The sequence below is a fragment of the Amycolatopsis jejuensis genome (assembly GCF_000717335.1).
Classification (GTDB): Bacteria; Actinomycetota; Actinomycetes; order Mycobacteriales; family Pseudonocardiaceae; genus Amycolatopsis; species Amycolatopsis jejuensis.
The window spans coordinates 202,480-225,063 of record NZ_JNYZ01000010.1 but is presented as its reverse complement, the minus strand read 5'-3'; the positions used below and the strand labels follow the sequence as shown (position 1 = coordinate 225,063).

Annotated in this window: 24 protein-coding genes; 13 read left to right on the top strand and 11 right to left on the bottom strand. The window is 69.0% G+C overall.

Annotated elements, in window-relative coordinates:
- Positions 1-11 precede the first annotated feature (11 nt).
- Both OO71_RS14695 and OO71_RS14690 read right to left on the bottom strand, forming a co-directional pair.
- Positions 12-932: a methylenetetrahydrofolate reductase gene (locus tag OO71_RS14695; protein ID WP_033290424.1), complete on the bottom strand. Its 921-nt coding sequence runs from the start codon at positions 930-932 to the stop codon at positions 12-14.
- A gap of 108 nt (positions 933-1,040) precedes the next feature.
- Positions 1,041-1,730, bottom strand: a complete 690-nt coding sequence (locus tag OO71_RS14690; RefSeq protein ID WP_033290295.1) for a dienelactone hydrolase family protein — start codon at positions 1,728-1,730, stop codon at positions 1,041-1,043.
- A gap of 254 nt (positions 1,731-1,984) precedes the next feature.
- Here OO71_RS14690 and OO71_RS14685 point away from each other — a divergent pair, with 254 nt between their 5' ends.
- The 4 genes from OO71_RS14685 to OO71_RS14670 all read left to right on the top strand — a co-directional run bounded on the left by OO71_RS14685 (position 1,985) and on the right by OO71_RS14670 (position 6,630).
- Positions 1,985-2,824, top strand: a complete 840-nt coding sequence (locus OO71_RS14685; protein WP_245633669.1) for an alpha/beta fold hydrolase — start codon at positions 1,985-1,987, stop codon at positions 2,822-2,824.
- Positions 2,825-2,833: 9 nt separating this feature from the next.
- Positions 2,834-4,246, top strand: coding sequence for a purine-cytosine permease family protein (locus OO71_RS14680; RefSeq protein WP_162186071.1), 1,413 nt, complete (start codon positions 2,834-2,836; stop codon positions 4,244-4,246).
- A 24-nt stretch (positions 4,247-4,270) separates the two neighbouring features.
- Positions 4,271-5,890, top strand: coding sequence for an amidohydrolase (locus OO71_RS14675; RefSeq protein WP_033290294.1), 1,620 nt, complete (start codon positions 4,271-4,273; stop codon positions 5,888-5,890).
- Between the two features lie 149 nt (positions 5,891-6,039).
- Positions 6,040-6,630 carry a TetR/AcrR family transcriptional regulator gene (locus OO71_RS14670; RefSeq protein WP_033290293.1) on the top strand — a complete coding sequence of 197 codons (591 nt, stop codon included), beginning with the start codon at positions 6,040-6,042 and terminating at the stop codon, positions 6,628-6,630.
- On the opposite strand, the gene OO71_RS14665 is transcribed toward OO71_RS14670, so the two are convergent.
- Both OO71_RS14665 and OO71_RS14660 read right to left on the bottom strand, forming a co-directional pair.
- A complete protein-coding gene (locus tag OO71_RS14665; RefSeq protein ID WP_084144945.1) occupies positions 6,627-8,009 on the bottom strand; it encodes an MFS transporter in 1,383 nt (460 codons plus the stop codon). The genes OO71_RS14670 and OO71_RS14665 overlap by 4 nt on opposite strands.
- 79 nt (positions 8,010-8,088) lie before the next feature.
- Positions 8,089-9,231, bottom strand: a complete 1,143-nt coding sequence (locus OO71_RS14660; RefSeq protein WP_033290421.1) for an FAD-dependent oxidoreductase — start codon at positions 9,229-9,231, stop codon at positions 8,089-8,091.
- A 238-nt stretch (positions 9,232-9,469) separates the two neighbouring features.
- Here OO71_RS14660 and OO71_RS14655 point away from each other — a divergent pair, with 238 nt between their 5' ends.
- Positions 9,470-10,435 (top strand): amidohydrolase family protein, encoded by a 966-nt coding sequence (locus OO71_RS14655; RefSeq protein ID WP_033290291.1) that lies wholly within the window; start codon positions 9,470-9,472, stop codon positions 10,433-10,435.
- A gap of 103 nt (positions 10,436-10,538) precedes the next feature.
- Here the strand turns inward: OO71_RS14655 and OO71_RS14650 are convergent, their stop codons facing one another.
- The 6 genes from OO71_RS14650 to OO71_RS14625 all read right to left on the bottom strand — a co-directional run bounded on the left by OO71_RS14650 (position 10,539) and on the right by OO71_RS14625 (position 16,100).
- The gene (locus OO71_RS14650) at positions 10,539-10,724 is read right to left on the bottom strand and encodes a hypothetical protein (protein ID WP_033290290.1); all 186 of its coding nucleotides are present in this window, start codon (positions 10,722-10,724) and stop codon (positions 10,539-10,541) included.
- Positions 10,706-11,128 (bottom strand): GPP34 family phosphoprotein, encoded by a 423-nt coding sequence (locus OO71_RS47385; RefSeq protein WP_051791554.1) that lies wholly within the window; start codon positions 11,126-11,128, stop codon positions 10,706-10,708. Before OO71_RS47385 ends, OO71_RS14650 begins: the two co-directional genes overlap by 19 nt.
- Positions 11,129-11,153: 25 nt before the next feature.
- Positions 11,154-11,891, bottom strand: coding sequence for an ABC transporter integral membrane protein (locus OO71_RS14640; RefSeq protein ID WP_033290289.1), 738 nt, complete (start codon positions 11,889-11,891; stop codon positions 11,154-11,156).
- The gene (locus OO71_RS14635; protein ID WP_033290288.1) at positions 11,888-12,802 is read right to left on the bottom strand and encodes an ATP-binding cassette domain-containing protein; all 915 of its coding nucleotides are present in this window, start codon (positions 12,800-12,802) and stop codon (positions 11,888-11,890) included. The genes OO71_RS14640 and OO71_RS14635 overlap by 4 nt, the downstream gene beginning before the upstream one ends.
- A gap of 77 nt (positions 12,803-12,879) precedes the next feature.
- Positions 12,880-15,273, bottom strand: coding sequence for an ATP-dependent helicase HrpB (hrpB, locus tag OO71_RS14630; protein ID WP_033290287.1), 2,394 nt, complete (start codon positions 15,271-15,273; stop codon positions 12,880-12,882).
- A complete protein-coding gene (locus OO71_RS14625) occupies positions 15,270-16,100 on the bottom strand; it encodes a glutamate ABC transporter substrate-binding protein (RefSeq protein ID WP_033290286.1) in 831 nt (276 codons plus the stop codon). Before OO71_RS14625 ends, hrpB begins: the two co-directional genes overlap by 4 nt.
- 87 nt (positions 16,101-16,187) lie before the next feature.
- Between OO71_RS14625 and OO71_RS14620 the strand changes: the two genes are divergently transcribed.
- From OO71_RS14620 to OO71_RS14595, 6 genes are all read left to right on the top strand, one after another.
- Entirely contained in the window at positions 16,188-16,712 is a 525-nt protein-coding gene (locus OO71_RS14620; protein WP_033290285.1) for a MauE/DoxX family redox-associated membrane protein, read from the top strand.
- Positions 16,713-16,714: 2 nt separating this feature from the next.
- Entirely contained in the window at positions 16,715-17,521 is an 807-nt protein-coding gene (locus tag OO71_RS14615) for a DsbA family protein (RefSeq protein WP_033290284.1), read from the top strand.
- 72 nt (positions 17,522-17,593) lie between these two features.
- Positions 17,594-17,908, top strand: a complete 315-nt coding sequence (locus OO71_RS14610; RefSeq protein WP_033290283.1) for a hypothetical protein — start codon at positions 17,594-17,596, stop codon at positions 17,906-17,908.
- Entirely contained in the window at positions 17,905-18,999 is a 1,095-nt protein-coding gene (locus OO71_RS14605) for a C40 family peptidase (protein ID WP_033290282.1), read from the top strand. The genes OO71_RS14610 and OO71_RS14605 overlap by 4 nt, the downstream gene beginning before the upstream one ends.
- The gene (locus OO71_RS14600; protein WP_033290281.1) at positions 19,000-19,377 is read left to right on the top strand and encodes a hypothetical protein; all 378 of its coding nucleotides are present in this window, start codon (positions 19,000-19,002) and stop codon (positions 19,375-19,377) included.
- A complete protein-coding gene (locus OO71_RS14595; RefSeq protein WP_033290280.1) occupies positions 19,374-19,853 on the top strand; it encodes a YbaB/EbfC family nucleoid-associated protein in 480 nt (159 codons plus the stop codon). Before OO71_RS14600 ends, OO71_RS14595 begins: the two co-directional genes overlap by 4 nt.
- A gap of 4 nt (positions 19,854-19,857) precedes the next feature.
- Here the strand turns inward: OO71_RS14595 and OO71_RS14590 are convergent, their stop codons facing one another.
- Positions 19,858-21,282, bottom strand: a complete 1,425-nt coding sequence (locus tag OO71_RS14590; RefSeq protein WP_051791553.1) for an alpha/beta hydrolase — start codon at positions 21,280-21,282, stop codon at positions 19,858-19,860.
- A 109-nt stretch (positions 21,283-21,391) separates the two neighbouring features.
- Here OO71_RS14590 and OO71_RS14585 point away from each other — a divergent pair, with 109 nt between their 5' ends.
- Positions 21,392-21,946, top strand: coding sequence for an RNA polymerase sigma factor (locus OO71_RS14585; RefSeq protein ID WP_051791552.1), 555 nt, complete (start codon positions 21,392-21,394; stop codon positions 21,944-21,946).
- Positions 21,939-22,445, top strand: coding sequence for a hypothetical protein (locus OO71_RS14580; RefSeq protein WP_033290279.1), 507 nt, complete (start codon positions 21,939-21,941; stop codon positions 22,443-22,445). Before OO71_RS14585 ends, OO71_RS14580 begins: the two co-directional genes overlap by 8 nt.
- Positions 22,446-22,584 lie beyond the last annotated feature (139 nt).

Sequence of the window (22,584 nt, the reverse complement as noted above, 5' to 3'; positions counted from 1 at the left end):
CGGACCCGCGATCAGCCCTTGATCTCCGTCCGAAGTTGTGCGGCAAGTCGCACGGATGCTTCGATCTCTTCGCGCCTGATCGAGACGCTTTCGACGTTGATGCCGAACGGAACGTTCAGGCTGCGGCAGTAGGTCATCAGTTCGGTAGCCGCCGCGACGGCCACCTGATACGACATTTCGAGGGTGTCGGCCGCGTGCCTGAGGTCGTTCTCTATCCACCGCGGTACATCGACGCCCAGCCACCGCAGAAAGTCGAGTGTTTTCAACGATCCGCAGACCGAGAAGGTGAAGACGATCGGAACGGGTGCTCGTCCGCGTGCGACGCATTCGTAGTGGTAGTCGGAGACGAGGTTCTTCGCTGCGTTGACGTCGTAGACCACCTGAGTCACGAAGAATCGGCAACCGGCAGCCTGCTTCGCCAGCAGTCGCAGATGTTCGTCGTCCCGGCGGCTGTGCCGTTCTGGTATCGCGACGCCGCCGAGCGACATACCGGGGTTGGCGTCCCGTCGCAGTGCTTGAGCATCCGCGAGTGAGGTCCGGCCGTCGACCTTGCTGGACGACGCGCCGACGAGAACTGTCATCACGCGCGCCGGGTCCTGGGCCGCCAACCATGACCGCAGCTCCGACGGTGCGTACTTTCCGACCGCTCGGTAGACGATGACCGGGGTCTGCCAGCTCGTGAAGTTGTTCGCGAGATAGTGCGCCGGGTCGAGGGTCGACGAGAACGGGAACGGGCGCTGTGCGGGGTTACGAGCTGCTTCGTCGTCGATGTCGTAGAGGATCAGGCCGTCGAGATTCAACGGGCGCAAGCGAGCCATGGTGGCGTCGGCGATCTCTTGAACGCGTGCGTGAGCGGTGGCCAGGCGCGGCGGCGTCAGGGCAAACAGCAGGAACTCACCCGTGGCGCGGTCGATGCGGCGCACAAGGTCCATGAACGAACCGTAGCCGAAGCCGGCCGACCGCACGTCGGTGGCGTGCGCGGTGAACGTGGCGCCACGACCGACCAGGGCAGCGGCTGGGGATCTGGGTGTCCCGCACCTTCATGACCTCAGGGTCCTGGTCAGGAACTCCTGAGTGCGCTGCCACGCGCGCGCGGCCGGCTCGGGCTGGTGGAACTGCGGGGCGCTGTGGTTGAGGAAGGCGTGCCCGGCCAGTTCCTCCACGTACATCTCGATGTTCGCCCGGCCTGCGACCGCCCGCTCCACCTCGGCGACTGCGTCGCGCGGGATGAACTGGTCTTTGCCGCCGAACTGGATCTGCACCGGGCAACTGATCTGGGGCAGCAGGTGCAGGTTGGCCGACACCGTGAAGCCGTAGTACGACACCACTGCATCCGGGTCGGCCTGCGCGGCCAGCTGGAAGCTCAGCGAGCCGCCAAGGCAGAACCCGAGGGCGCCCACTTTCCCGGAGACCTCCGGCAGCCCGCGCAAATGCGCGAGTGCCGAGGTGAGGTCCGTGATCCCGTCGGCATGGTCGAACTTGTCCGCCACGGCCATCGAGGCGGCCACCCCCTGGTCGTCGTGCGCCGAGGACCAGCCCGGATGGGTCCGCCAGAACAGGTCGGGCACCGCCACCACGTACCCGTCGGCGGCCAGTTCCTCGGCCACTGAGCGCAGGTACCCGTCCAGCCCGAAGATCTCATGCACTAGCAGCAGTCCGGGTCCGGTGCCGCCCTCGGGCAGCCACACCGGCAGGTCGAATCCGGCCACCCGGTCGATGCGCGTCGTCATGCCACAGACCTACCACGTCGGGGGCCGGACGCGCGACCACGGGATGCCTTTCATATCGGGAAAACCGGCCCCTTTGTCCAAGCCCGACTTCCCCGGCACGCAAAGAGAATTCTCGCCGTCCTCGCGGCTGCATTCCGGCTCGCCTGCGCGACGGTTTGGCCCGAACGCAAGTCTACTTGCGAAGCGAGCTGCCCAGGTGCTAGCTTTCTGCCCGTATCGCAAGTCGACCTGCGATACGCGGGATGTGTTCGCCGGTGAGTGATGGGAGAACGATTCTGATGCTGTACACGATGACGATCAACGGGATGCAGATCGCCTTCGACGAGCACGGCCACGACCTCGAACGGCCGGCGCTGGTGCTCCTCAGTGGCTGGGGCGGTGATCACCGCGTTTTCGACCGCATGATGACTCCGTTGATCGCCGCCGGGTATCGCGTGATCCGGGTGAACTGGCGGGCGCACGGGCCGGACCGGACACCGATCGCCGAGTTCGGCAGGGAGGAGCAGGTCGCTGACACCGTGGCCCTGCTGGACATCCTCGAGGTGGAGCGGTTCGTGCCGGTCTCGATCTCCCAGGGCGGGTGGGCGGCGCTGGACATCGCCGATCAGCTCGGAGCCGCGCGGGTCCCGGGGGTCATGCTCGTCGACCTGATCATGACCTCACCGCCGCAAGAGTTCATCGAGCTGGTGCACGCGATGCAGCATCGCGAGACGTGGCGGGAGGCACGGGCGAAGATCTTCGCTCAGTGGGCAGGCGGGACCACGCACCCGGCGTTGCAGGACATGTGGCTCAGCAACACATTCCCCGGGCACAGCTTCGAAACGTGGCTCAGCGGGAACAAGGCCGTGGAGAAGGCCTACGTCACCTGGGGTTCGCCGATGGCGCGGATGGAGAAGATCGCCTCGCCGCGGCCGATCCGGCACCTCTTCTCCCAGGAGCCGGCGTCCGGGTACGACGAGCTGCACGAGCAGTTCGCGGCCGGGAATCCGTGGTTCAGCTGGCGGCGGCTGCATGGCGTGACGCATTTCCCCACGGTCGAGCTCCCCGACACGGTGTGCGTCGAGCTCGGTCGCTTCGTCGAATCCCTGCGCTGATTCAAAATGATGTCCGCAGACACCGACGATCGAGCACGCACTGCGGTCGAACAGTACGGCGTGGAATACATCCCCGAGGAGGATCGCACATCCCGGCCCCTCAACCTCTTCACCAACTTGTTCGGCTCGAATCTCACCTTTGCCGCCATCCTCCTCGGCTACGTCCAGGCCACGCTGGGGCTCTCCTGGTGGGCGACGTTCTCCGCGATCATCGCGGGGACTGCCGTCGGCGCCGTGATCCTTGCCCCGACAGCACTTCTCGGGCCACGGACCGGTACGAACGGTCCGGTCAGTGCGGGGGTCTTCTTCGGCGTCATCGGGCGGCTCAACGGCACGCTGATCTCGGTGTGCGCCTCGGTCGGCTTCTTCGCCATTTCGGTATGGACCGGCGGGCAGGTCATCGTCTACGGCGGCCACCAGCTCTTCGGCATGTCCGACGGCAAGGTCGCGCTTGCGATCAGCTACGCATTGATGGCCATCGTCTGCGCTTACACGACCATCGTGGGCCACGATCACCTGGTGCGGCTGAACAGGTGGCTGATCCCGACCGCAGGCACTTTGATACTGATCGGGTTCTTCGTCTACGCCGGTCGTTTCCACAACCACCAGCTTTCGCCGAGCTACGCTCTCGGCGGCTATTGGCCGACCTGGACCTTGGCGATGACCATCGGCGCCGCATCGGTCTTCGGCTACTCCATCTTCACCAATGACTGGACGCGCTACATCTCCCGCCGGCGGCACAGCGACCTTCGGGTGGCCGGTGCCCTCGGGCTCGGCGGCTTTCTCGGCGTCGCCTTCTCCATGACCTTCGGCGCCTTCACCGCTTATGCGATCGGGAACCTGAATTCGGACTACATCTCCGGCCTGATGGGCATTACGCCGACAGCGTTCATGGTCCCCGTCATCCTCATCGGGTTCGCTGGAACGCTTGGCCAGGGGGCGCTTTGCCTTTACGGCAGCGGACTCGATCTGGCGTCGATCCTGCGCCGGATCAGCCGCCCGGTCGCCACGCTGATCCTCAGCGGCGTCGCCGTCGTTTTCGTCTACCTCGGCGGGCTGGTGTGGAATATCAAGAGCAGCGTCGAAGCGTTGGTGACCATTCTCGGTGTCGTGACCGCCGCGTGGGCGGGCATCGTCATCGCGGGCCTGATTCGCCAGCGAGGCGACTACGACGTCCGGGACCTCCAAGTGTTCAACGAGGGACGCCGTGGCGGAAAGTATTGGTACTGGGGCGGAGTCAACGCGGCGGGGATGACGGCGTGGGTGGCCGGAAGCGTGGTAGGTCTGATGTTCTACCGCAGTTCAGTTTTCAGCGGGCCGTGGAGCATGCTGGCGAACGGGGTCAACCTGAGCTGGCTGAGTGCAGGCGTCGTCGCGGGCGTGCTGTACCCGATCCTCAGCAGGCTGATCCCGGGCCAGTAGTGCTGATGACAACAGGAGAGGTCAGTGGAAACTCAGCAAGCGGACACCATCGTGGCGGCCGACGCGGTGGTCGCACCGGGTGATGTCCTGCCGGACCATGCCGTTGCCATCCGGGACGGCCGCATCCTCGCGCTGGGGCGGCTCGACGAGATGCATGCTTTGCGGGGCCCGAAAACGGACGTGCAGCGGCTCGGGGGTCTGCTGGTTCCCGGGTTCTTCGACTCGCACAACCACCTGCTCATGACGGGCATGGCCATGCTCCAGCCCAGCCTTGCGGAGTGCCGTTCGATCGCGGAGATTCTCGACGTGGTCCGGTCGGCAGCCGGTACCGGTGCGCCCGGTGAATGGATTGTCACCTCCGCCGCCTGGCACGAATCCGCCCTTGCGGAGCAACGGATGCCCACCGCGGAGGAACTGGACACCGTGTCCCTCGGCCGCCCGGTGTTCATGCGGAGAGGGGGGCACAACGTCGTCCTCAACACCCGCGCGCTCGAAGTGCTGGAGGTGGAGCGGACCAGCGGCGAGGAGCCGGGTACCACCGTCGTGCGCGGTGCCGGCGACCGCCCGACCGGCCACGTGGTCGGTACCGCCTACGTCGCTCGGCTGGCGGCCCGGCTGCCTGCCGTGCCGGAACTCCGCAAGCGGCAGGCGCTTGCTGCGACCGGGGAGGCCTACGCCAGGGCGGGGATCACCAGCGTGATCGAGCCCGGCTTGCAGCCCGGCGACATCGAGCTCATCCGGCGGCTCGGAAACGAGGGGGCGCTCCCGCTCCGGGTTCGCATGATGTGGCGGGTGGCCCAGAGCAACAGGGACATCGGCGAAGCAGTGCGGGCGGTTCGGTACGGCATCGGCCCGCAGCCGTACCGGGAGGACTGGACCAGTCTCTTCGGTCTCAAGGTCGGGGTCGACGGGGGCGTGGAGACCGGATGCTATCGCGACCCGTACGAGCACCCCGACGACCCGGAGCATCCACACGGCAAGGCACTCATCGGGGGTGAGGAGCTCCGGGAACTGTGTGAGGCGGCCGCGCCGACCGGCTGGCACGTGGGCGTGCACTGCGTGGGAGATGCGGCGATCGACGAGGTGCTCACGGCGTTCGAGGCTGCGCACCGCACGCATTCCATTGCCGACCGCCGCTGGACGCTCATCCACATGATGTACCCGCGGCCGGACCACTGGTCCCGCGTCCGCGCCCTTGGCCTCACCGTCACGGCGCAGCAGCCGCTGCACTACGCCTTGGCCGCCGGGTTCCAGCACTACCTCGGTGCCGAGCGAGCGCACGACATCGAGCCGCTGCGCCAGTATCTGACCGAGGTTTCGCTCCCGGTGGGCGGGGGATCGGACAGCCCGGTGGCACCGTTCAGCCCCCTCCTCGGGATTCAGAGCTCGGTCACGCGCTCCACCAGGTCCGCGGGCGTCGTCGGGCCGGAATGGGCAATCACTGTGGCGGAGGCGCTGCGCATGTACACCTCGTCGAGCGCGTGGTGCGCCTTCGAGGAAGACCATGTCGGGACTCTGTCGGCCGGGCGGGCGGCCGACCTCACCTGCCTGTCCCACAACGTAGTGCGGGACCCGGACGCGCTGCCGGACACCGAGGTGACCTGGACGATGGCCGGTGGCAGGGTGACCTACGCGGGCTCGTGATCCCGATGGACCTCTCCGTGCGCCGCCGCCACCGCGCACGCCCGCTCCGATGATGGCGACGCTTCCTGGAACGCCACTGGAGTTGCGATGTTGGTATCGTCGATGGTGCCCGGGAGATACCGGGCAAGGACCAACGTGGCGGGGGACTCATGTCGACATCGGCCGGCTCGCCCACCCGCGCGCTGCGAGGGCGGCGGTTGCACGATGCGGTGCTGGACGCGACCGTGGCCCGCATCCAGGCCGTCGGCGCCGAGGACACGAAGGTTGCCGACATCGCCGATGCGGTCGGCGTTCACGAAACCTCGATCTACCGGCGCTGGAAGACGCGACCCCGGCTGCTCGCCGATGCGGTGCTGACCTACCACCAGCGCTCGGTTCCAGTGCCCGACACCGGCTCCACCCGGACCGACCTGCTGACCTTCTTCGAGGAGCTGAACTCGCTCGCCGGGGACCCGACGGGAGCGACGGTGTTCACCGGTTTCATGCTCTCGACCAATGATCCCGAGGTCAACGAAGCGCTGAGCGAGTTCTTCACGCGCCGGTTCGAGGCGGCCGGCGCGATCATCGAGCGCGGCAAGCAGCGAGGCGACGTCGACCCGGACACCGACACCGATCTCGTCCTCTACCTTCTCGGCGGGCTGATCCACATCCACGTCACGCACGTCAGTGCCAAGCTGGAACATTCGTCGCTGGTCTCGGCGGTCGACATCGTGCTGACCGGTATCGCTCCCCGCAGCTAATTGCCTTTGGTGGGCACGTCCGAGAGGTCGATGCCGCGCGTCTCGCGGCCGAAGTACATGACGAGTGCTCCGCCCACCGCGACCGCCGATGCGTAGATCAGGAACAGGCTGGAGTGGCCTGCGCGGTCGAGCGACGTCCAGAGATAGGGCGTCAACCCGCCGAAGACGATCGCGGCGAACGCGTACGGGATGCCGATGCCGATGCCGCGGACGCCGGTCGGGAGAAGTTCCGCCAGGATCGCCGGAGTGACCGACCCGGCGAGTGCGAAGACGATCAGCGCGATCGCCTTGGCGAGGGCGAACTGCCACACCGCGCCCCCGCGGGACAGCGCTTCGAGGGGGAACGACAGTGCTACGACGCCGATCGCGAACAAGTAGAAGTTCAGCTTCCGGCCGAAACGGTCCGACAAGGCACCGCAGATCGGGAGGAAGATGACGAAGAGCAGGTCGGAGAGTGCGCTGCCCAGGTACACCGCGGACGGGTCGAGGTGCAGGACGCTGATCGCCCAGGCGGGGCGGGCGACCGCCCAGGAGTAGTAGAGCACCCCACCGGCGCCCATCAGCAGGAAGACTTTGCCGACGGCGATGCGGTGCAGCCACAGGACCCGCAGCAACGACGGCCGCCGCGCCAGGCCGCTGGCCTGGGTCTCGCGGGTGAATGCCGTGGTCTCCTGCAGTCCGCGCCGCAGGAACACCGTGAGCAGACCGACCAGTGCGCCGAGTACGAACGGGAGCCGCCAGCCCCACGCCGTCATCTGGTCATGGCTGAGCAGCGAGGTCAATGCGGCGCCGATGAGGGAGGCGACCAGCGAGGCACCGACCCCGAAGCAGAGGATCGAGCTGGCCCAGAGGCCCCTGCGGTGGTCCGGGGCGGCTTCCGACATGTAGGTGTAAGCGGCGCTGGCCTCTCCGGTGTGCGCCATGCTCTGGAGCATCCTGGCCAGGAGCAGGACGATCGGCGCAAGGATGCCGACCGACGCGTAGGTCGGCACGACCGCGATCAGGAGCGTGCCGAAGGTCGCGCACACCACCGACCACAGCAGCGAAACCCGCCGCCCGTGCCGGTCGGCGAGCCAGCCGAAGAGCCATCCGCCGAACGGCCGGATCGCGAAACCGGCACCGAACACCGCGAATGCCGCCAGCAGCGCCGCCGCCGGGTCGGCCGAGGAGAAGACCTGGCCTGCGAAGAAGGGGGCGAAGATGGAGTAGAGGCCGAACTCGAACCACTCGATGGACGTTCCCAGGCCGATGGCCAGCAACGTTCTCCGTTGCCCGGCTGGACGGCGCGGCGCTGGTGACGTCGGTTCGACGGGCTGGTCGCGCGGGACTTCGGTGGGTTCCCCATCGGTGGGCAGGGATCCGGATGGTGTCGTCGGCATCGTCGCTCCTTTGCGATGTGCTGGACGGCTTTCGTTGACGGTGAGCAGGGTGATGTTCTTGAGCGCCAGCCGGTTCTTCTCAGTTGCCGCTCGACCGGGGCCGCATGTGCGAGGACCGCACCTGCGAATCGATGAACCCTCGTGACCTGCCGATCGCGGTCAGCAACGGATCACGCAGCCGGTCCGGCAGCGGATTCAGCAGGCGCATCCGGTACGAGGAGCGCTGCGTTTTCTCGACGGCAGGCCGGTTGCTCGCTTCCCAGGACCGGAGAGCCTCGTTCAGCGACACGTGGCGCCGGCTCACGTTCTCGGCCAGCGCGATCGCGTTCGTCATCGCCGTACCACCGCCCTGGCCGAGGTACGGCGGCTGGGCGTGCGCGGCATCCCCGAGCAGGGCCACCTTGCCGCGCGACCAGCCGGCGAGCTGGATGAACTCGAAGGTGTCCCACCGAAGCGGGACCTCCGCCGCGGCCTCGACCAAGCGGGCCGCTTGCGGAAAGCTGCGGCTCCACGCGCGGACATCGAGGTGTCCGCCTGCCATCGCCGCGTCGTTCTGGTCGCAGGTGAAGGCCAGGTAGGCGGACTCCGAGGTCATCGGCGTGTAGAGGAAGCGGCGGCGTCCGTGGAAGTACTCGAGGGACTTCGCGGCATCCGCTTGGGGAAGGTAGTCCGGCGATGAGGGCACGAGGGCGCGGGCCGCGCCCTGCGTCATGCGGATCCGCCGGTAGGGCAGATCGAGGCTGTCCCGGACCCGGGAATGCACCCCGTCGGCAACGACGACCAGATCGGCGGACTCGGACCCGCCGCCCTCGAACTCGACGGTGCCGTCGGGCCGTGCGGCGACGGCCGCCGAGCTGGTCACGAGGTCCACTCCGACGTCACGAGCGACCTTGTGCAGGGCGGTGATGAGCTTGTCGCGCAGCAGTGCGTAGTTGCGAGGCTGGCCTTCGCCGTTGACCGGGATGCGATACAGCTGCTTGCCCGAACCCGCCCGTACCTCGAACGCGGGCCCCTTGTGCGCCCCATCGGCCGCCTCGGTGAGCGCGCCGATCGTGTCCAGGGCGAAAAGCCCGTTGTCCCACAGGTAGATTCCCGCGCCCAGCGCGCGGATCTCCGGCTGACGCTCGTGCAGACGGACACTCCATCCGTGGCGGGCGAGCGCGGCGGCGGCGGTCAACCCGCCGATTCCCCCGCCGAGGACGGTGGCGTGCCTGGATGTCATTTCGCGATCCTCCATGTCCGGCGCACCGTTCACGCCTATCGCAAGTCGACCTGCGATGTTGGTCGACGATAAGACCAGGGAAGATTCAACGCAAGTCTCCTTGCGTTCTTGGCTTTATCGCAAGTAGGCTTGCGTTGTGGTGAGGGCGGTGTCGACTGAGCGGTGGCCCTGCTCGCCTCTCGCGGACCACCGAGTTGACCCTGACGGCGCTCGACGGCGCCCCGGCGAAAGGCGACCGATGGAACGACAACAGCTCATCGACCTGCATCATCACGCCATCCCGGCGGACTATGTCACGGCGTTGTCCGAGGCCGGGGTGAAATCGTCGATCCCCGGCGTCCCGTTTCCGGCCTGGACGCCCGAGGACAGCCTGGCCCTGATGGAAAAGGGCGGTATCCAGGCCGCGATCCTTTCCATCGCTCCCGGAATGGCGGGCGTGCGCGGCGAGGATGCCCGGCGGATCGCCCGCATGGTGAACGTCTACCTGGCCGAGCTGGTGGCGCGCTATCCGGCCAGGTTCGGCGCGTTCGCGCTGCTGCCGCTGCCGGACGTGGACGGGGCAGTGCGCGAGGTGGAGTACGCCCTCGACGAGCTCGGGCTGGATGGGGTCGGGATGTACACCAACGCCGGGGGGCTCTACCTCGGCGACCCCCGGCTCGAGCCGCTGATGTCAGTGCTGGCCGAACGAAGGGTGCCGGTCTTTGTCCACCCCGCGCTGCCGGAGCGTGGCGGCGTGCCGCACTCGCTGCCTGGTTCGGTGCTGGAGTTCCCGATCGAGACCACCAGGGCGGTGGCCAACGTCCTGTTCTCGGGCACCCTGGACCGGCACCCAGGCCTTCAGCTGATCTTTACGCATGCCGGCGGGGCCATCCCCGCCTTGGCGCACCGGTTCGCCCTCTCGTCGGTGATCTATCCAGGTCTGCGCGAGAACCCCTCGACGGACGTGCTCGCCTCACTGCAGCGGCTGCACTACGACCTGGCCGTGTCGGCCAACCCGGGGCAGCTGCACGGGCTGCGGGAGCTGGTCGACCCGCTCCAGATGTTGTTCGGCAGCGACTTCCCGTTCATGCCCGCCGAGCTGGCCCTGGAGAACGCGAACGGCCTGCGCGACTACCGCGGGTTCACCGGTGACCAGTTCGACCAGGTCGCCCGCGGCTCCGCGCTCGACCTCTTTCCCCGGCTCCGCGCGCTGCTGGCCGACTAGCGGCACCGGGGTGCGCGGCGGTGCGTTGGGTGAAGGGCTGTGAAGGGAACCATGAGGGAATCAGATTCCGTGAAGGTGGCCTTCACGGACATGGGCATTGCGGTCAGCTGTCGTGGTGGCGGGTGCGGGGCGGGATCAGGGAGCGGAGCTGTTTCCAGGACGGCCGGGGGAGGCCGAGGTCTTTGAACAGCTCGCCGGACAGGGCCAGGTCCGTCAGGAACATCAGGTGTGCGTCCGGCGGGGACGGGGTCGTGGCGGCGATCGTTTCGATCAGGCTGGTCCAGACCACTGGGTCCGGTGGGTAGCGGTCGCGGTGGAGCAAGCCGCGTCCTGGGACCTGGTGGAGCAGGCCTCGGATGAGCAGGGCGCCCCGGTGGCGGGGGAACGCCGAGCGGCCCGCACCCATTTGTGCGGGGCCGTCGGCGTAGCGAGGGCGGACAGTGCGGAGTCGGCCCACGGCAGGCCGGTCGGGGTGGGGTCGAGGACGGTGATCGTGGTGTTGCGCAGGTGGTGTACGTCCAGGCCCAAGACCCGCGACTTCCGTGCCTCGACCACCAACCGCCCGCGGAGGGCCAGTTCGGCCAGTTCGGCGACTGCGCAGCCGACCTCCGCCTGACCTGCGTCGATCACCTTGCCGCTGCTGGAGAGCGACAGCAGGGCGAACTCTTCGGGCAGGGTCAGCGGCTCAGGCACGACCCCATCCTGCCGGGCAACCGGGTCAGGCGTCGCGGCGGTTGAGGATCGTGGTGCCGCCGATGGCTCCGGCTACTGCCCAGCAGGCGCAGATCAGCACGGCTACCCAGGGGCCGTACGGGGGCAATCCGCCGATCACCGCGTTCGGTTCGCCGGGCGGGACCATTGCGTTCATCCCCGCAAAAGACGGGAAAACCGTGGCAATCGCGGGGGAAATGGCCGACGCGAGCAGCAGTGGCAACGGCAGAAGCAGCACCATCACGGTCACCAGGGTGCCTGCTGCGCTGCGCAGGGCGAAGGCCACGCCGAGGCAGAGCACGCCGAGCAACGCGAAGTACGCGCCCATTCCCAGTGCGGCGATCGTGCCTTGCGAGAATGACGTCGACGCACCGTCCCAGGCGAATATCTTCGACACCGCCATGCCCAGCATCGCCGTCAAGATGCCGTACGCGAACAGCACCGGCACCAGCACCGCGGCTTTCGCGGCCGTCACGCGTGAGCGCACTGGTACCCACTGCAGGGTCGATCGGATGGAGCCGCTCGTGTATTCGCTGGTCACGAAGAGCGTCGCGACCGAGATCACGCAGAATTCGACCAGGTACACCGCCCCGCCGGCGACGATCGCGTGCGGGGGCCTCGGGTCGGACAGCGCCGCGATCACGGCGTACATCGTCATCAGCGCGGCCCCGCCGATCAGGCACCACCATGTCGCGCGGACCGACCAGAACTTGGTCCACTCCGCGGAAATCGCGAGCCTCGTCATGCCGTCACCCCGTATTCCACCGATCCCGCAGTGAGTTCCATGTACGCCTGTTCCAGCGACGCAGTCCGCTCGCCCAGCCCGTGCAGCCGGATCCCCAGTTCGTACGCCAGATCCCCGACTTCGGCGGAAACGGCGTCATCGACGAGCAACTCGCCGTCTTCGCCCAACCGCACCGCACGACCATCGGCGCGCAACCGTGCGGTGAGCTTCTCGCGCTCGCCCGGTTCCGGCACCCGCACGGCCACTGAACTGCGTGAGTTGCCTGCGATGAAGTCGCCGATTGCCGCGTCGGCGAGGATGGCGCCCTTGCCGATCACCAGCAGATGGTCGGCCGTCAGCTGCATTTCGCTCATCAGGTGACTCGACACGAACACCGTGCGCCCCTCGGCGGCGAGCGAGCGCATGAGCTGCCGGACCCAGCGGACGCCGTCCGGGTCGAGGCCGTTCACCGGCTCGTCGAACATCAGCACGCCGGGGTCGCCGAGCAGGGCGCCCGCGATGCCGAGCCGCTGGCTCATGCCGAGCGAGAACGTCCCAGCGCGTTTGCCTGCGACGTCGCTCAACCCGACGGTCGCCAGCACCTCCTCGACGCGGCTCGCGGCAATCCCGTTGCTGCGCGCCATCGCGAGCAGATGCTTGCCCGCACTCCGGCCGGGATGGACGGCTTTCGCATCCAGCAACGCCCCGACCTCGCGCAGCGGAAACCGTAGTTCCGCATACGGTTTGCCACGGATCAGGACGTCGCCGGAGTCGGGGTGGTCGAGCCCGACGGTCATCCGCATGGTGGTGGACTTCCCCGCGCCGTTGGGCCCCAGAAACCCGGTCACCGCGCCCGGTTCGACCACCGAGGTGAGCCGGTCGACCACCGTCTTCCGGCCGTAGCGCTTCGTCACTCCGCGAAACGTGATCATAGGGTGAAGTCTGCGCCCGCACGGCCATCGCGGACATCAGCCGACCGGCCCGGCCCGACCCCGACTTTCGGCAGGGGTCACGACGACGCGCGGCGGGTGGTGTGCCGCGTGGGGGTGGCGGTGGCCGGGTCCTCCGGCCAGGGGTGTTTCGGGTAACGGCCACGCAGGTCGGCGCGGACTGCGGGATACCCGGTGCGCCAGAAGGACGCCAGATCGGCGGTCACCGCGGCCGGACGGCCCGCCGGGGACAGCAGGTGCAGCACGATCGGCACTCCGGCGAGCGACGGCGTCGCGGTCCAGCCGAATGTCTCCTGCAGTTTCACCGCGAGCACCGGCTGGTCGCCGCGGTAGTCCACGCGGTAGTGCGAACCCGACGGGACTGCCAGCCGGTCCGGCGCGAGTTCGTCGAGCCGCGCCGCCTCGGGCCATGGCAGCAGGCCGCGCAGGGCGGTACCGGCGTCGAGGGCGGCCAGGTCGGCACGACGGCGGACCCGGGAAAGGTCCAGCCAGGTGTCCATGGAGGACAGCAGCGTCTCGTCGTCCACCGGCGGCCACGGCGGACCCAGTACCCGGTGCAGGAACGCCAGCCGCTCGCGCAGCCGGGTACCGTCCTGGCTCCAGCGCAGTAATCCGAGGCCTTCCGCGCGCAACCCGGCGACTACCGCATCGTGCACCAGCTGTGGGTCCGGATTCCGCAGTGGCCGTTCGGACAGCACGATCGCGCCCAGCCGCCGGACCTGCCGTGCCACCACATCGCCGTCCCAGTGCACTTCGTCCACTTCGGACACCAGCGTCGGCGCCGCGCGGACGGCGAGTGCCTCGTCGGCTGTCGCGGCAAGCCGGATCGTGCCGTGCGCGCGGCCCGGGTCACGGGTGGCTTCGGCGACGGCCAGCCATTCCGCGTTACCCAGGCTGCCCGGCAGCTCGGCCGCGGTGCCATTGGCCATCAGGTACACCGGCGCGGACCCGGTTCGCCGTCGCGCCAAGCGTTCCGGATGCGCGAGCGCGACGACCAGCGCAGCGTCCGAAGAAGCCCCTCCGGAATCGACCAACCTGCTGAGCCGCCGGACCTCGCGTTGCCACCGTCGGGCGGCATCGTCGGGCGCGGAGCGGAGCCGCCGCAATTCGGCTTCTACGTCGGTGAGGGTCGACCCCGCATCCAGCAGTGCCACCACTTCCGCGGCCGTTCGCGCGCCCACCGCGGCGGCGCCGTCCAGCAATGCGCGTGCCAGCCGGGGATGCAGGCCCAGGTCTGCCATCTTCCGGCCGCGTGGCGTGATGGCGCCGTCCGCGGTGGTCGCGCCCAGGGCGTGCAGCAGCTTTCGCGCGGCGGCGAGCGCGCCTTCGCCGGGCGGGTCCCACCAGGACAGCGCGCTACCGTCCGGAGTGGACCAACACGCCAGCTCCAACGCAAACCGCGCAAGTTCGGCGGTCCGGATTTCCGGCTCGGGATACGCCGGTAGCGTCGCCTGTTCGTGCTCCGGCCAGCAGCGGTACGCGCGACCCGGCGCCTCCCGCCCGGCCCGTCCGGCGCGTTGTTCGGCCACCGCCGCCGAAACCCGCACGGTGGCCAGCCCGGCGAGACCGCGCCGATGGTCGACCCGCGGGACCCGCGCGAGGCCGGAATCCACCACCGCGCGCACGCCCGGAACCGTCAGGCTCGACTCCGCGACGGCCGTCGCCAGCACGACTCGGCGACGCTCACGTGGTCGTAACGCTTCGTCTTGCCGGGCCGCCGAAAGCCGTCCGTGCAGGGGTAGCACGTCGGCATCGAGCGAGCCCAGTAACGCCGAGGTACGCGCGATTTCCCCAGCGCCAGGTAGAAAGGCGAGGACATCACCGTCCCCTTCGGACAGTGCTTTTCGGACGGTCGACGCCACCGTGGCTTCGATGCGTTCACCCCGCGCGCCATAGGTCAACGACACCGGATACGTACGGGCAACCGCGGTGATCACCGGCGCGTCACCGAGCAGTGTGGCGAGCCGTCCGGCCGCGACAGTCGCCGACGTCGCGAGCAGCCGCAGGTCGGCCCGCAGTCCGGCGCGGACGTCGAGGAGCAGGGCGAGCAGCAGATCGGCGTCGAGGTGGCGTTCGTGGCATTCGTCGAGCAGCACCGTCGACACCCCGGCCAGCTCCGGATCGTGCTGCACCCGTCGTACGAGCAGGCCCGACGTCACGACCTCGATCCGCGTGCGCGCCGACACCTTCCGGTCGCCGCGCACCGCGTACCCGACCGTCTCGCCGACGGGTTCGCCCAGCAGGGCTGCCATGCGCGAGGCGGCAGCTCGGGCCGCCAGCCGCCGCGGTTCGGCCACCACCACGCGTCCGTCGCCGCGGTTCAGTGCGAGCGGCACGAGCGTGGTCTTGCCGGTACCGGGCGGCGCGACGAGCACCGCGGTGCCGTGGTCGTCGAGCGCCGCGAGCACCGACGGCAGTACCGCGCGAACAGGCAGGTCAGGCAGGTCGGTCACTGCTCGGTGATCTCCGGTGGGTTCGGCAGCGGGTAGTTCGACGGGCCGATGTTGGCCTGCAGCGACTTCAGCCACGCGCCGCTCGACACCATCTTCCGGATGGCGTCGTCCACCGCCCGCTGCCCGGTGGTGTCGCCCTTGCGCAGGCCGACGCCGTAGCGCTCGGTGGAGAACGTGCGTCCGACGACGCGCAGCAGCTCGGGGTTCTGCACGACGTACCCGGCGAGGATCACCGCGTCGGTGGTGACCGCGTCGACCTGGCCGGCCAGCAGCGCGGTGACGCAGTCCGGGTACCGCGGGTACTCGACGAGCTGCACTCGCTGCGCGAACCTGTCCTTCACCATCTGCGCGGGCGTCGACCCGGTCACCGAGCACAGCCGCCGTCCGTTGAGGCTCTCCGGGCCGGTGATGTCCGCCGACGTGCGCCGCACCAGCAGATCCTGTCCGGTGACGAAGTACGGCCCGGCGAAGGTCACCTGCTGCTTGCGCTTGTCGGTGATCGAGTACGTGGCCACCACGAGGTCCACCGCGCCGGACGACAGGTCGGTCTCGCGGCTGGCCGGCGTGGTCTCGTGCCAGGTGATCCGGTCCGGCTCCACGCCCAGCTCACGGGCCACGAACGTGGCGACGTCGACGTCGAATCCGGTGAACCGGCCGTCGATGGTCCGCTGTGAAAGGCCGGGTGCGTCGAACCGGATGCCGATCGTCAGGTGGTCGCCGTCACGCGCCCTGGTGGGCAGCGGATCGTCGCGCGACACCGTCCCCGCCCCGCACGAAACGCACGTGACCAGCACGAACAGCGTGGCGAGCGCTCGCCGTGCCCGCATGTCCGCCTCCCCGACGCCAGCCTGCCTGCTCACAGAGTTCTCAGGTCAGACGGCTAGCCTAGGCTCGTGCGCCGTCTGCCCCAACCCGTGCTCGACACCATCGGCACCCTGGCCCGTCTCGGGCTGGCTGCCGTGTGGCTCGTGTCCGGGGGCGTGAAGATCGCCGATCCGGGGCAGACGTACATCGCCGTGCAGGCCTACGACGTGCTGCCACAGGCGCTCGTGCGACCGGCCGCCACCGCGCTGCCGCTGCTCGAGCTGGCCCTCGGGCTGCTGCTGCTCGCCGGGCTGGCCACGCGCTGGGTGGCGGGCGTTTCGCTCCTGCTGCTGGCTGTGCTCATCGCCGGGATCGCGCAGTCGTGGGCCCGCGGGCTCAGCATCGACTGCGGGTGCTTCGGCGGCGGCGGACGGGTGGCCGCGGGGCAGACGCAGTACCCGCAGGAAATCCTGCGGGACACCGGCTTCGCCCTGCTCGCGCTGTGGCTGCTGGTACGGCCGCGCACTTGGGCATCACTCGACGGCTGGCTCGGGTGGGGCCGTGGGAAGAAGCCCGGGAACTCCGGTGAGGTCTCGGACGACTACCCCACGAGCATCGCGGAAGGGAATCGGTAACAGTGGGTGGAGCGGAGCGCAGCGCGCGGAAGAGCCGGCAGCAGGCGGCAGCCGCGAGGTCGGTCGCCCAGGCGAGGGGTTCGTCGGGCGGGGACCGCAAGAAGGTCATCGCCGTGGTGGTGGCCGTCGTGGTCCTCGCCGGGCTCGTGATCGGCGGCGTGCTGTGGATCAACTCGAGCAAGAACGCGACACAGGACAGCGCCATCCCGGCTGGCACCGCCACGCTCGGCCCGGGCGTGGTGGAGAAGCGGGACGGCGTCGTGGTGTCGGTCGGCAAGCCGGGTGCGCCGAAGACGGTCGACGTGTACGCCGATTTCCTGTGCCCGTACTGCGCTCAGCTGCAGAAGGACTACGGGCCGCGGATGGAGAAGGCGATCAACGACGGCCAGCTCACCGTGCGATACCACATGGTGACGCTGCTCAACGAGCGTTCGGACCCGCCGGGGTACTCGGTGGACTCGGCCAACGCCGCGCTCGCCGCTGCGGACGAGCAGAAGTTCACCGCGTTCCACGACGCGCTCTTCAAGAGCCAGCCAACCGAAGGCGGTCGCGGGTACGACAAGGCCCAGCTGGTCAAGCTCGGCCAGGACCTGGGGATCACCGACCCGAAGTTCGCGCAGACGGTCAACGCCGGCACGTACAACCAGCAGCTGCAGGCCGCGTTCCAGCAGATCGAGAACGACCCGAAGCTCAAGCAGGACTTCGGCGGCGGCCAGGTCGGCTTCGGTACGCCCACGGTCGCAGTGAACGGCAAGGCCATCTCCGCTTCCGGCGACTGGCTCGCGAAGGTCCTCGACGGCACCGCCTGATCCGGTCAATTCGCCTGATCGACCACAACCCGTCCGCTAACCTGGGCTTACGGCTCAGGGGAGGGGCGGGTTGTGTCCGGTTTTCACGTCGATGACGGCGCGTATGAGCGCTACGCACGGCAGGTCGATCCACTCGGCGACGAGGTGCGTGCCGCCGCGTGGCAGCACGTCGGGCCGCACGTGACGCTGTCCGGCCATGGATTCTCGGCGATCGGCGACGAATCCGGGTTCGCCGGTGCGTACGGCGCGCGGATGCGGGCGTTGCAGGAACGGCTGCACGCGCTCGGCGGCGGCTGGCACCAGGTCGGCGAGGCGGCGCGGCGCACCCAGGGCAACTACGCCGCGGTCGAGCAGGAACACGGCGACGCACTGCGCAGGCTTACGTGAACGCGGTCGACCATCTGGTTCGCGGCAGCCTGGAAACCACGAACCAGTTCGCCGTCAAGCTGAAGCACGACCCGGCGGCCATCGGCGGCGCCCGCGACGGGCATGTCGCGCTACAGGCGTCCGTCGGGCAGGCCAATGCGCACGCGGGCGGGCAGCGGGTGAATCTGGCGGGCGCCAGTTCCGGCGCCACCACCGACCGCGCCGTCGCGACGTCGAAGGGGCTGGAGAAGGAAGTCCAGGACCTGCTGGACGAGAGCGCGGAAATCGAGCGGGCGGTGGCCGAGGCAGCGGAGACGCTGCACGTCGGCGAGATCCGCAACGACCAGGTCCGCGACCAGATCCTGCGCGAGCTCGCATCGTCGATGAAAGCCCTCGCGGCGGTGAACGGCATCCAGCCGCCGGAGAGCCGCGCGGCGGCGGCGCGGCAGATTTTGCTGCAGCTGCAGACCAAAATCGGGCAGCTCACCGGTCAGGCGGCCACGTTCACCGAGGCAACGCTCGGCAAGCTCACCGACCTCGGCACCCGGCTCGGCGGGTCGGATGCCACCACCACCTCGTCCGCCACCACAGTTCCCCAGGCGTACAACAACAATGGCGCGCACGTGGCTCCCAGCGGCGGCGGTGGGGGAGACGGCGGTGGTGGCGTTGCGATCAAGCCACGGCTGCCGGTGGCCGTCCCGCCGCAGCCGGGCAGCGGGGTCGGGATCAACCTGCCGGGCGGGAAAACCGTGATGGCGCCCAACGAAACCGCGGCGAAAGCGGTGCGGGCGGCGCTGTCGCAGCTCGGCGTGCCGTACGTGTGGGGCGGCACCGCGCGCGGGCAGGGGCTCGACTGCAGCGGGCTCACCATGACGTCGTACCAGGATGCCGGGCTGCAATTGCCGCGCACGGCCCGGCAGCAGACCGTCGGCGCCGAAGTGCCGTCCATCGACCAGCTGTTGCCCGGTGACCTCGTGGTGTGGTCCGGGCACGTGGCGATGGTGATCGGCGACGGGCAGATGGTCGAGGCCGGGGATCCGGTGCAGATCAGCAAGATCCGCACCACGAATGCCGGGCAGCAGTTCATCGGGTTCTACCGGCCGACGGGGTGAATGGTGACTGAGTTCGACGTGGATCTCGCCGTACAGCGGATGACGGAGCGGGCCGAGCGCGCGGGCGACGACGCCGCGGCCCGGTTCGCGCGCTCCGGGCCGGTGGTGGGGAAAGCTTCGGCCCCCGGGGTGTCGGTGGAAGTCGCGCCCGGCGGGTTGCTCACCGGGCTCACGTTGACGCGGTCGGCGCTGCGCAGCGGCTCGGACGCGGTGGCGGCGCAGGTCATGGAGCTGTCGCGCCGCGCGACGCGGCGGGCGGGGGATCGGATGTACGAGGTGTTGTCGCCGGTGTTGGAGCCTGGGCAGTTGGCCGCGCTCGGGTACGCCGCACTGACCCCGGATGATCCGGACTATGACGATGCGGTGGAGATGCCGTGAATACGCGGGAGTTGATCGCGCAGGCGCGGGCGCGGGAGGAAGCGCTGTCGCAGGTGGCGTCGTTGATGGCGGAGGCGCGCGGGTCGGCGCATGCGCTGGATGGCACGGTCGAGGTCACCGTGGATGCGCTCGGGGCGTTGCAGCGGTTGTGGCTCGCGCCTTCGGTGGTCAACGGCGATCCGTCGCGGGTGGCGGCGCTGGTGCTGGAGGTCGTGCGGGTCGCGATGGCCGAGGCGACGCAGGATTGCTACAACAAGGTCGCGTTGCGGCTGGGCGAGGAGCAGGCTCAGCTGGTGGAACAGCTGTCCGGGCAGCCTGCCCCGGCCCGTGCCGCCGACGACGATCCCGGGATGACCGTGGCGGAGTTCCAGCGGTTGCGTGCCGAACGGCTGGGGGAACGGCGGTTTCCGCGCGCTCCGGTTGCCGACGACGACTGGGAATCCTTCGACCCGGCGACGTTGCGTTCCGACCGCTGAAACGTCAGTTCGGTTCCACTGCCGCGCATTCCGGTGCGGGAGTCTTGAGGGTTGTCAAATACGTGTCGACGGCGGTTTCGGTGCACTTGTTCCGGTGGTAGATCCCGTGTCCCCAGCCTTGGTAGGTAAGGAGAACTGTCGTATCCGCGGTCTGTTCGTGCACGGATTTCGCCCACGAGTACGGCGTTGCCGGGTCGAAGCGGGAGTTGAGCATCAGGATCTTCGGCGCGTCTCGGATGACGAGCGGGCGTTGTGGATTCTTCACGTCCGCCGCGCGGCCGATGCATTGCGCGATCGAACGGTGCCCGATGGCACCGCCGCGCATCTGCGGGGCACGGGCGTTTTCCAGCGCGGCAAGTGCTTGGTAGCTGGCAAAATCGTTCACCGAGAGGTTCCAGTCGGAGCAGAGGATCGCTGGTCCCGGGACCGCGGTTTCCCCTCCGGCAGCGCGCAGGGTGACCGGCGTCCCGCGGCGAAGGCCCTTGAGCCACGTCGCGAGTTCCCCGAATGACGGACCGTAGAAGGCGTCCGAGGTCAGTCCGATGATCGTGCGGGAGCTGAGCGGGCGGCTGAGATCTTCGGGGTCGCGGACCTGCCCGCGGTCGGCGTCGGCGAGCAGGTCGGCCCAGAACTTCCGGACGTCCTGGCCGTGCAGGGCGCATGCAGTGGTTCGTTCGCACCACTTGACCAACTCGGTGAACGAAGCCTCCGAGCTTTCCGCGGCCGAGGCAGCGAACTGGGCCACGCCCTGGCTGTGGTCCATCGTGCTGTCGAGGACCATGGACCGGATCTTCCGGCCGTAGCGCTCGGCGTACTGCTCGCCGAACAGCGTTCCGTAAGACAGGCCGTAGTAGTTGATCTGCTGTTCGCCGAGGGCCTGCCGGAGCGCGTCCATGTCCTGGATGGTCGACCCGGTGTCGGCGTGGTCGGCGATCGGGCCGCTGCGGGCCCGGCAGTCGTCGCGCAGCTCCCGGTTGTGCCGGACCAGCGCGTCGAACGCGGCCGCGTCCGCGGGGTACTCGGAGACCTGCTTGTAGAACAGGTCCGAGGAACACTTGATCTGCGTACTCTCCCCGGCGCCCCGGGGGTCCCATCCGACGATGTCGAATCTCGCCTGTACTTCCGGGCCGAAGCGCTTGCCGCCGAAAATCGCGTAGCTCCGCCCGAGCCCGCCCGGTCCGCCGGGGTTCACCAGGAGGACGCCGATCCGGCGGGACGGATCCGTCGCCTTCCGGCGGGCCACCGCGAGCCGGAACTTCTCCCCGGCCGGTTTCGCCCAGTCGACGGGCAGGGTCAGGGTTCCGCATTCCGCGGTCTGGTCCTCCGCGCATGGCGACCAGGAGACGCTGTCCGCCCGGGCGGCCGGTGCGGCTATCGGTAGCAGAGCGGCGCTGAGCAGAGCGATGCCGACAGCTTTGGTGAAGGTCATATCCGGTTGTTGCGGGCTGCGGACGGTTCCGTTACGTGGCGCGGACCGGCACCGGCGAAGGTGTAACGCACTTCCCGGAAACCGGCAACCAGGAGGAGTGAGCCGTCCCATGACCGAACTGCGGTACGCCCCGGCCCGCCGGGTGCGGCGCACGGCGGGCGCCTTCGAAGAGATCTACCGGGCGCAGGTCGGCGTGGTGACGGCGTACTTCGCCCGCCGGACCGGAGACCCGCAGACGACCGCGGACCTCACCGCGGACACGTTCGTCGCGGCGATCACCTCGTTCGGCACCTTCGACCCGGCGAAGGGCACTGCGCGGGCCTGGCTCTTCGGGATCGCCCGCCGCGTTTTCGCCGGGCACTGCGAGGCGGTGACCAGGGGACGCGACGTCGTGGTCCGGCTCGGCGGGCGGCGCGTGCTCGGTCCGGACGAACTCGCCGAACTGGACGCCCGGATCGACGCGGAGCGCGCCGGCCGCGCCTTGATCGACCTGCTGCAGACTTTGCCGCAGATCGACCGGGAAGCGATCGAGCTGGTCGACCTCACCGGCCTGACGCCGAGCGAGGCGGCGAAGGTGCTCGAGGTGTCGCCCGGTGCCCTGCGGATCAGGTTGTTCCGGGCCCGCGGCAAGCTGCGCAAGCTGGTCGGAGCCGGTGATGAGTGACTTCGAGGATCGGTTGCTCGACGACCTGCTGACCAGGTACGGCGCCGGGCTCGAAGAGGTTCGCCGGAAGCGGGTCCGCCGGGGTCCGCACTGGATTGCCGGGGCCGCGGGTGTCGTGCTCGCTGTCTTGTGCGGGGCCGTTCCGCAGGCTTACGCGGTGACCCGGAATACCGACGGCTCGGTAACTGTGTCGGTGCGGGAGGTCGAGGCGCTCGGTCCGGCGAACGCGAAGCTCCGGCAGTTCGGGGTGCGGGCGAAGGCGGTGCCGATGACCCCGGACTGCGCGAGCCTCGACCGCGCCGAAACGTACCGCGGCAGCAACCTGGGGCTCCGGGTCGACCGCGCCGGCACCGTGACCATCGGCAAGGTTCCGGACGGCTACACCATCCTGCTCGGCGTCCGTCCGCACGCCGAAGGATCGGGGCTGGGGTACACCGCTCCGATCCGGGATCCGGCGCCGTCGTGCCTGCTCGATCCGAGATTCGATCCGGATCGATAGCGGGTGCTCACCTGAGCAGGGGAGCAATTCTTTTGCGGACCGAAAAACGAATGAGCAATCCGGTTCGAGGGAAGAAGGGGGGAATCCCTCACGGCAGCACCATTTTCGGGCGGCTGTCCGGAAATCCGGGTGGACAGGA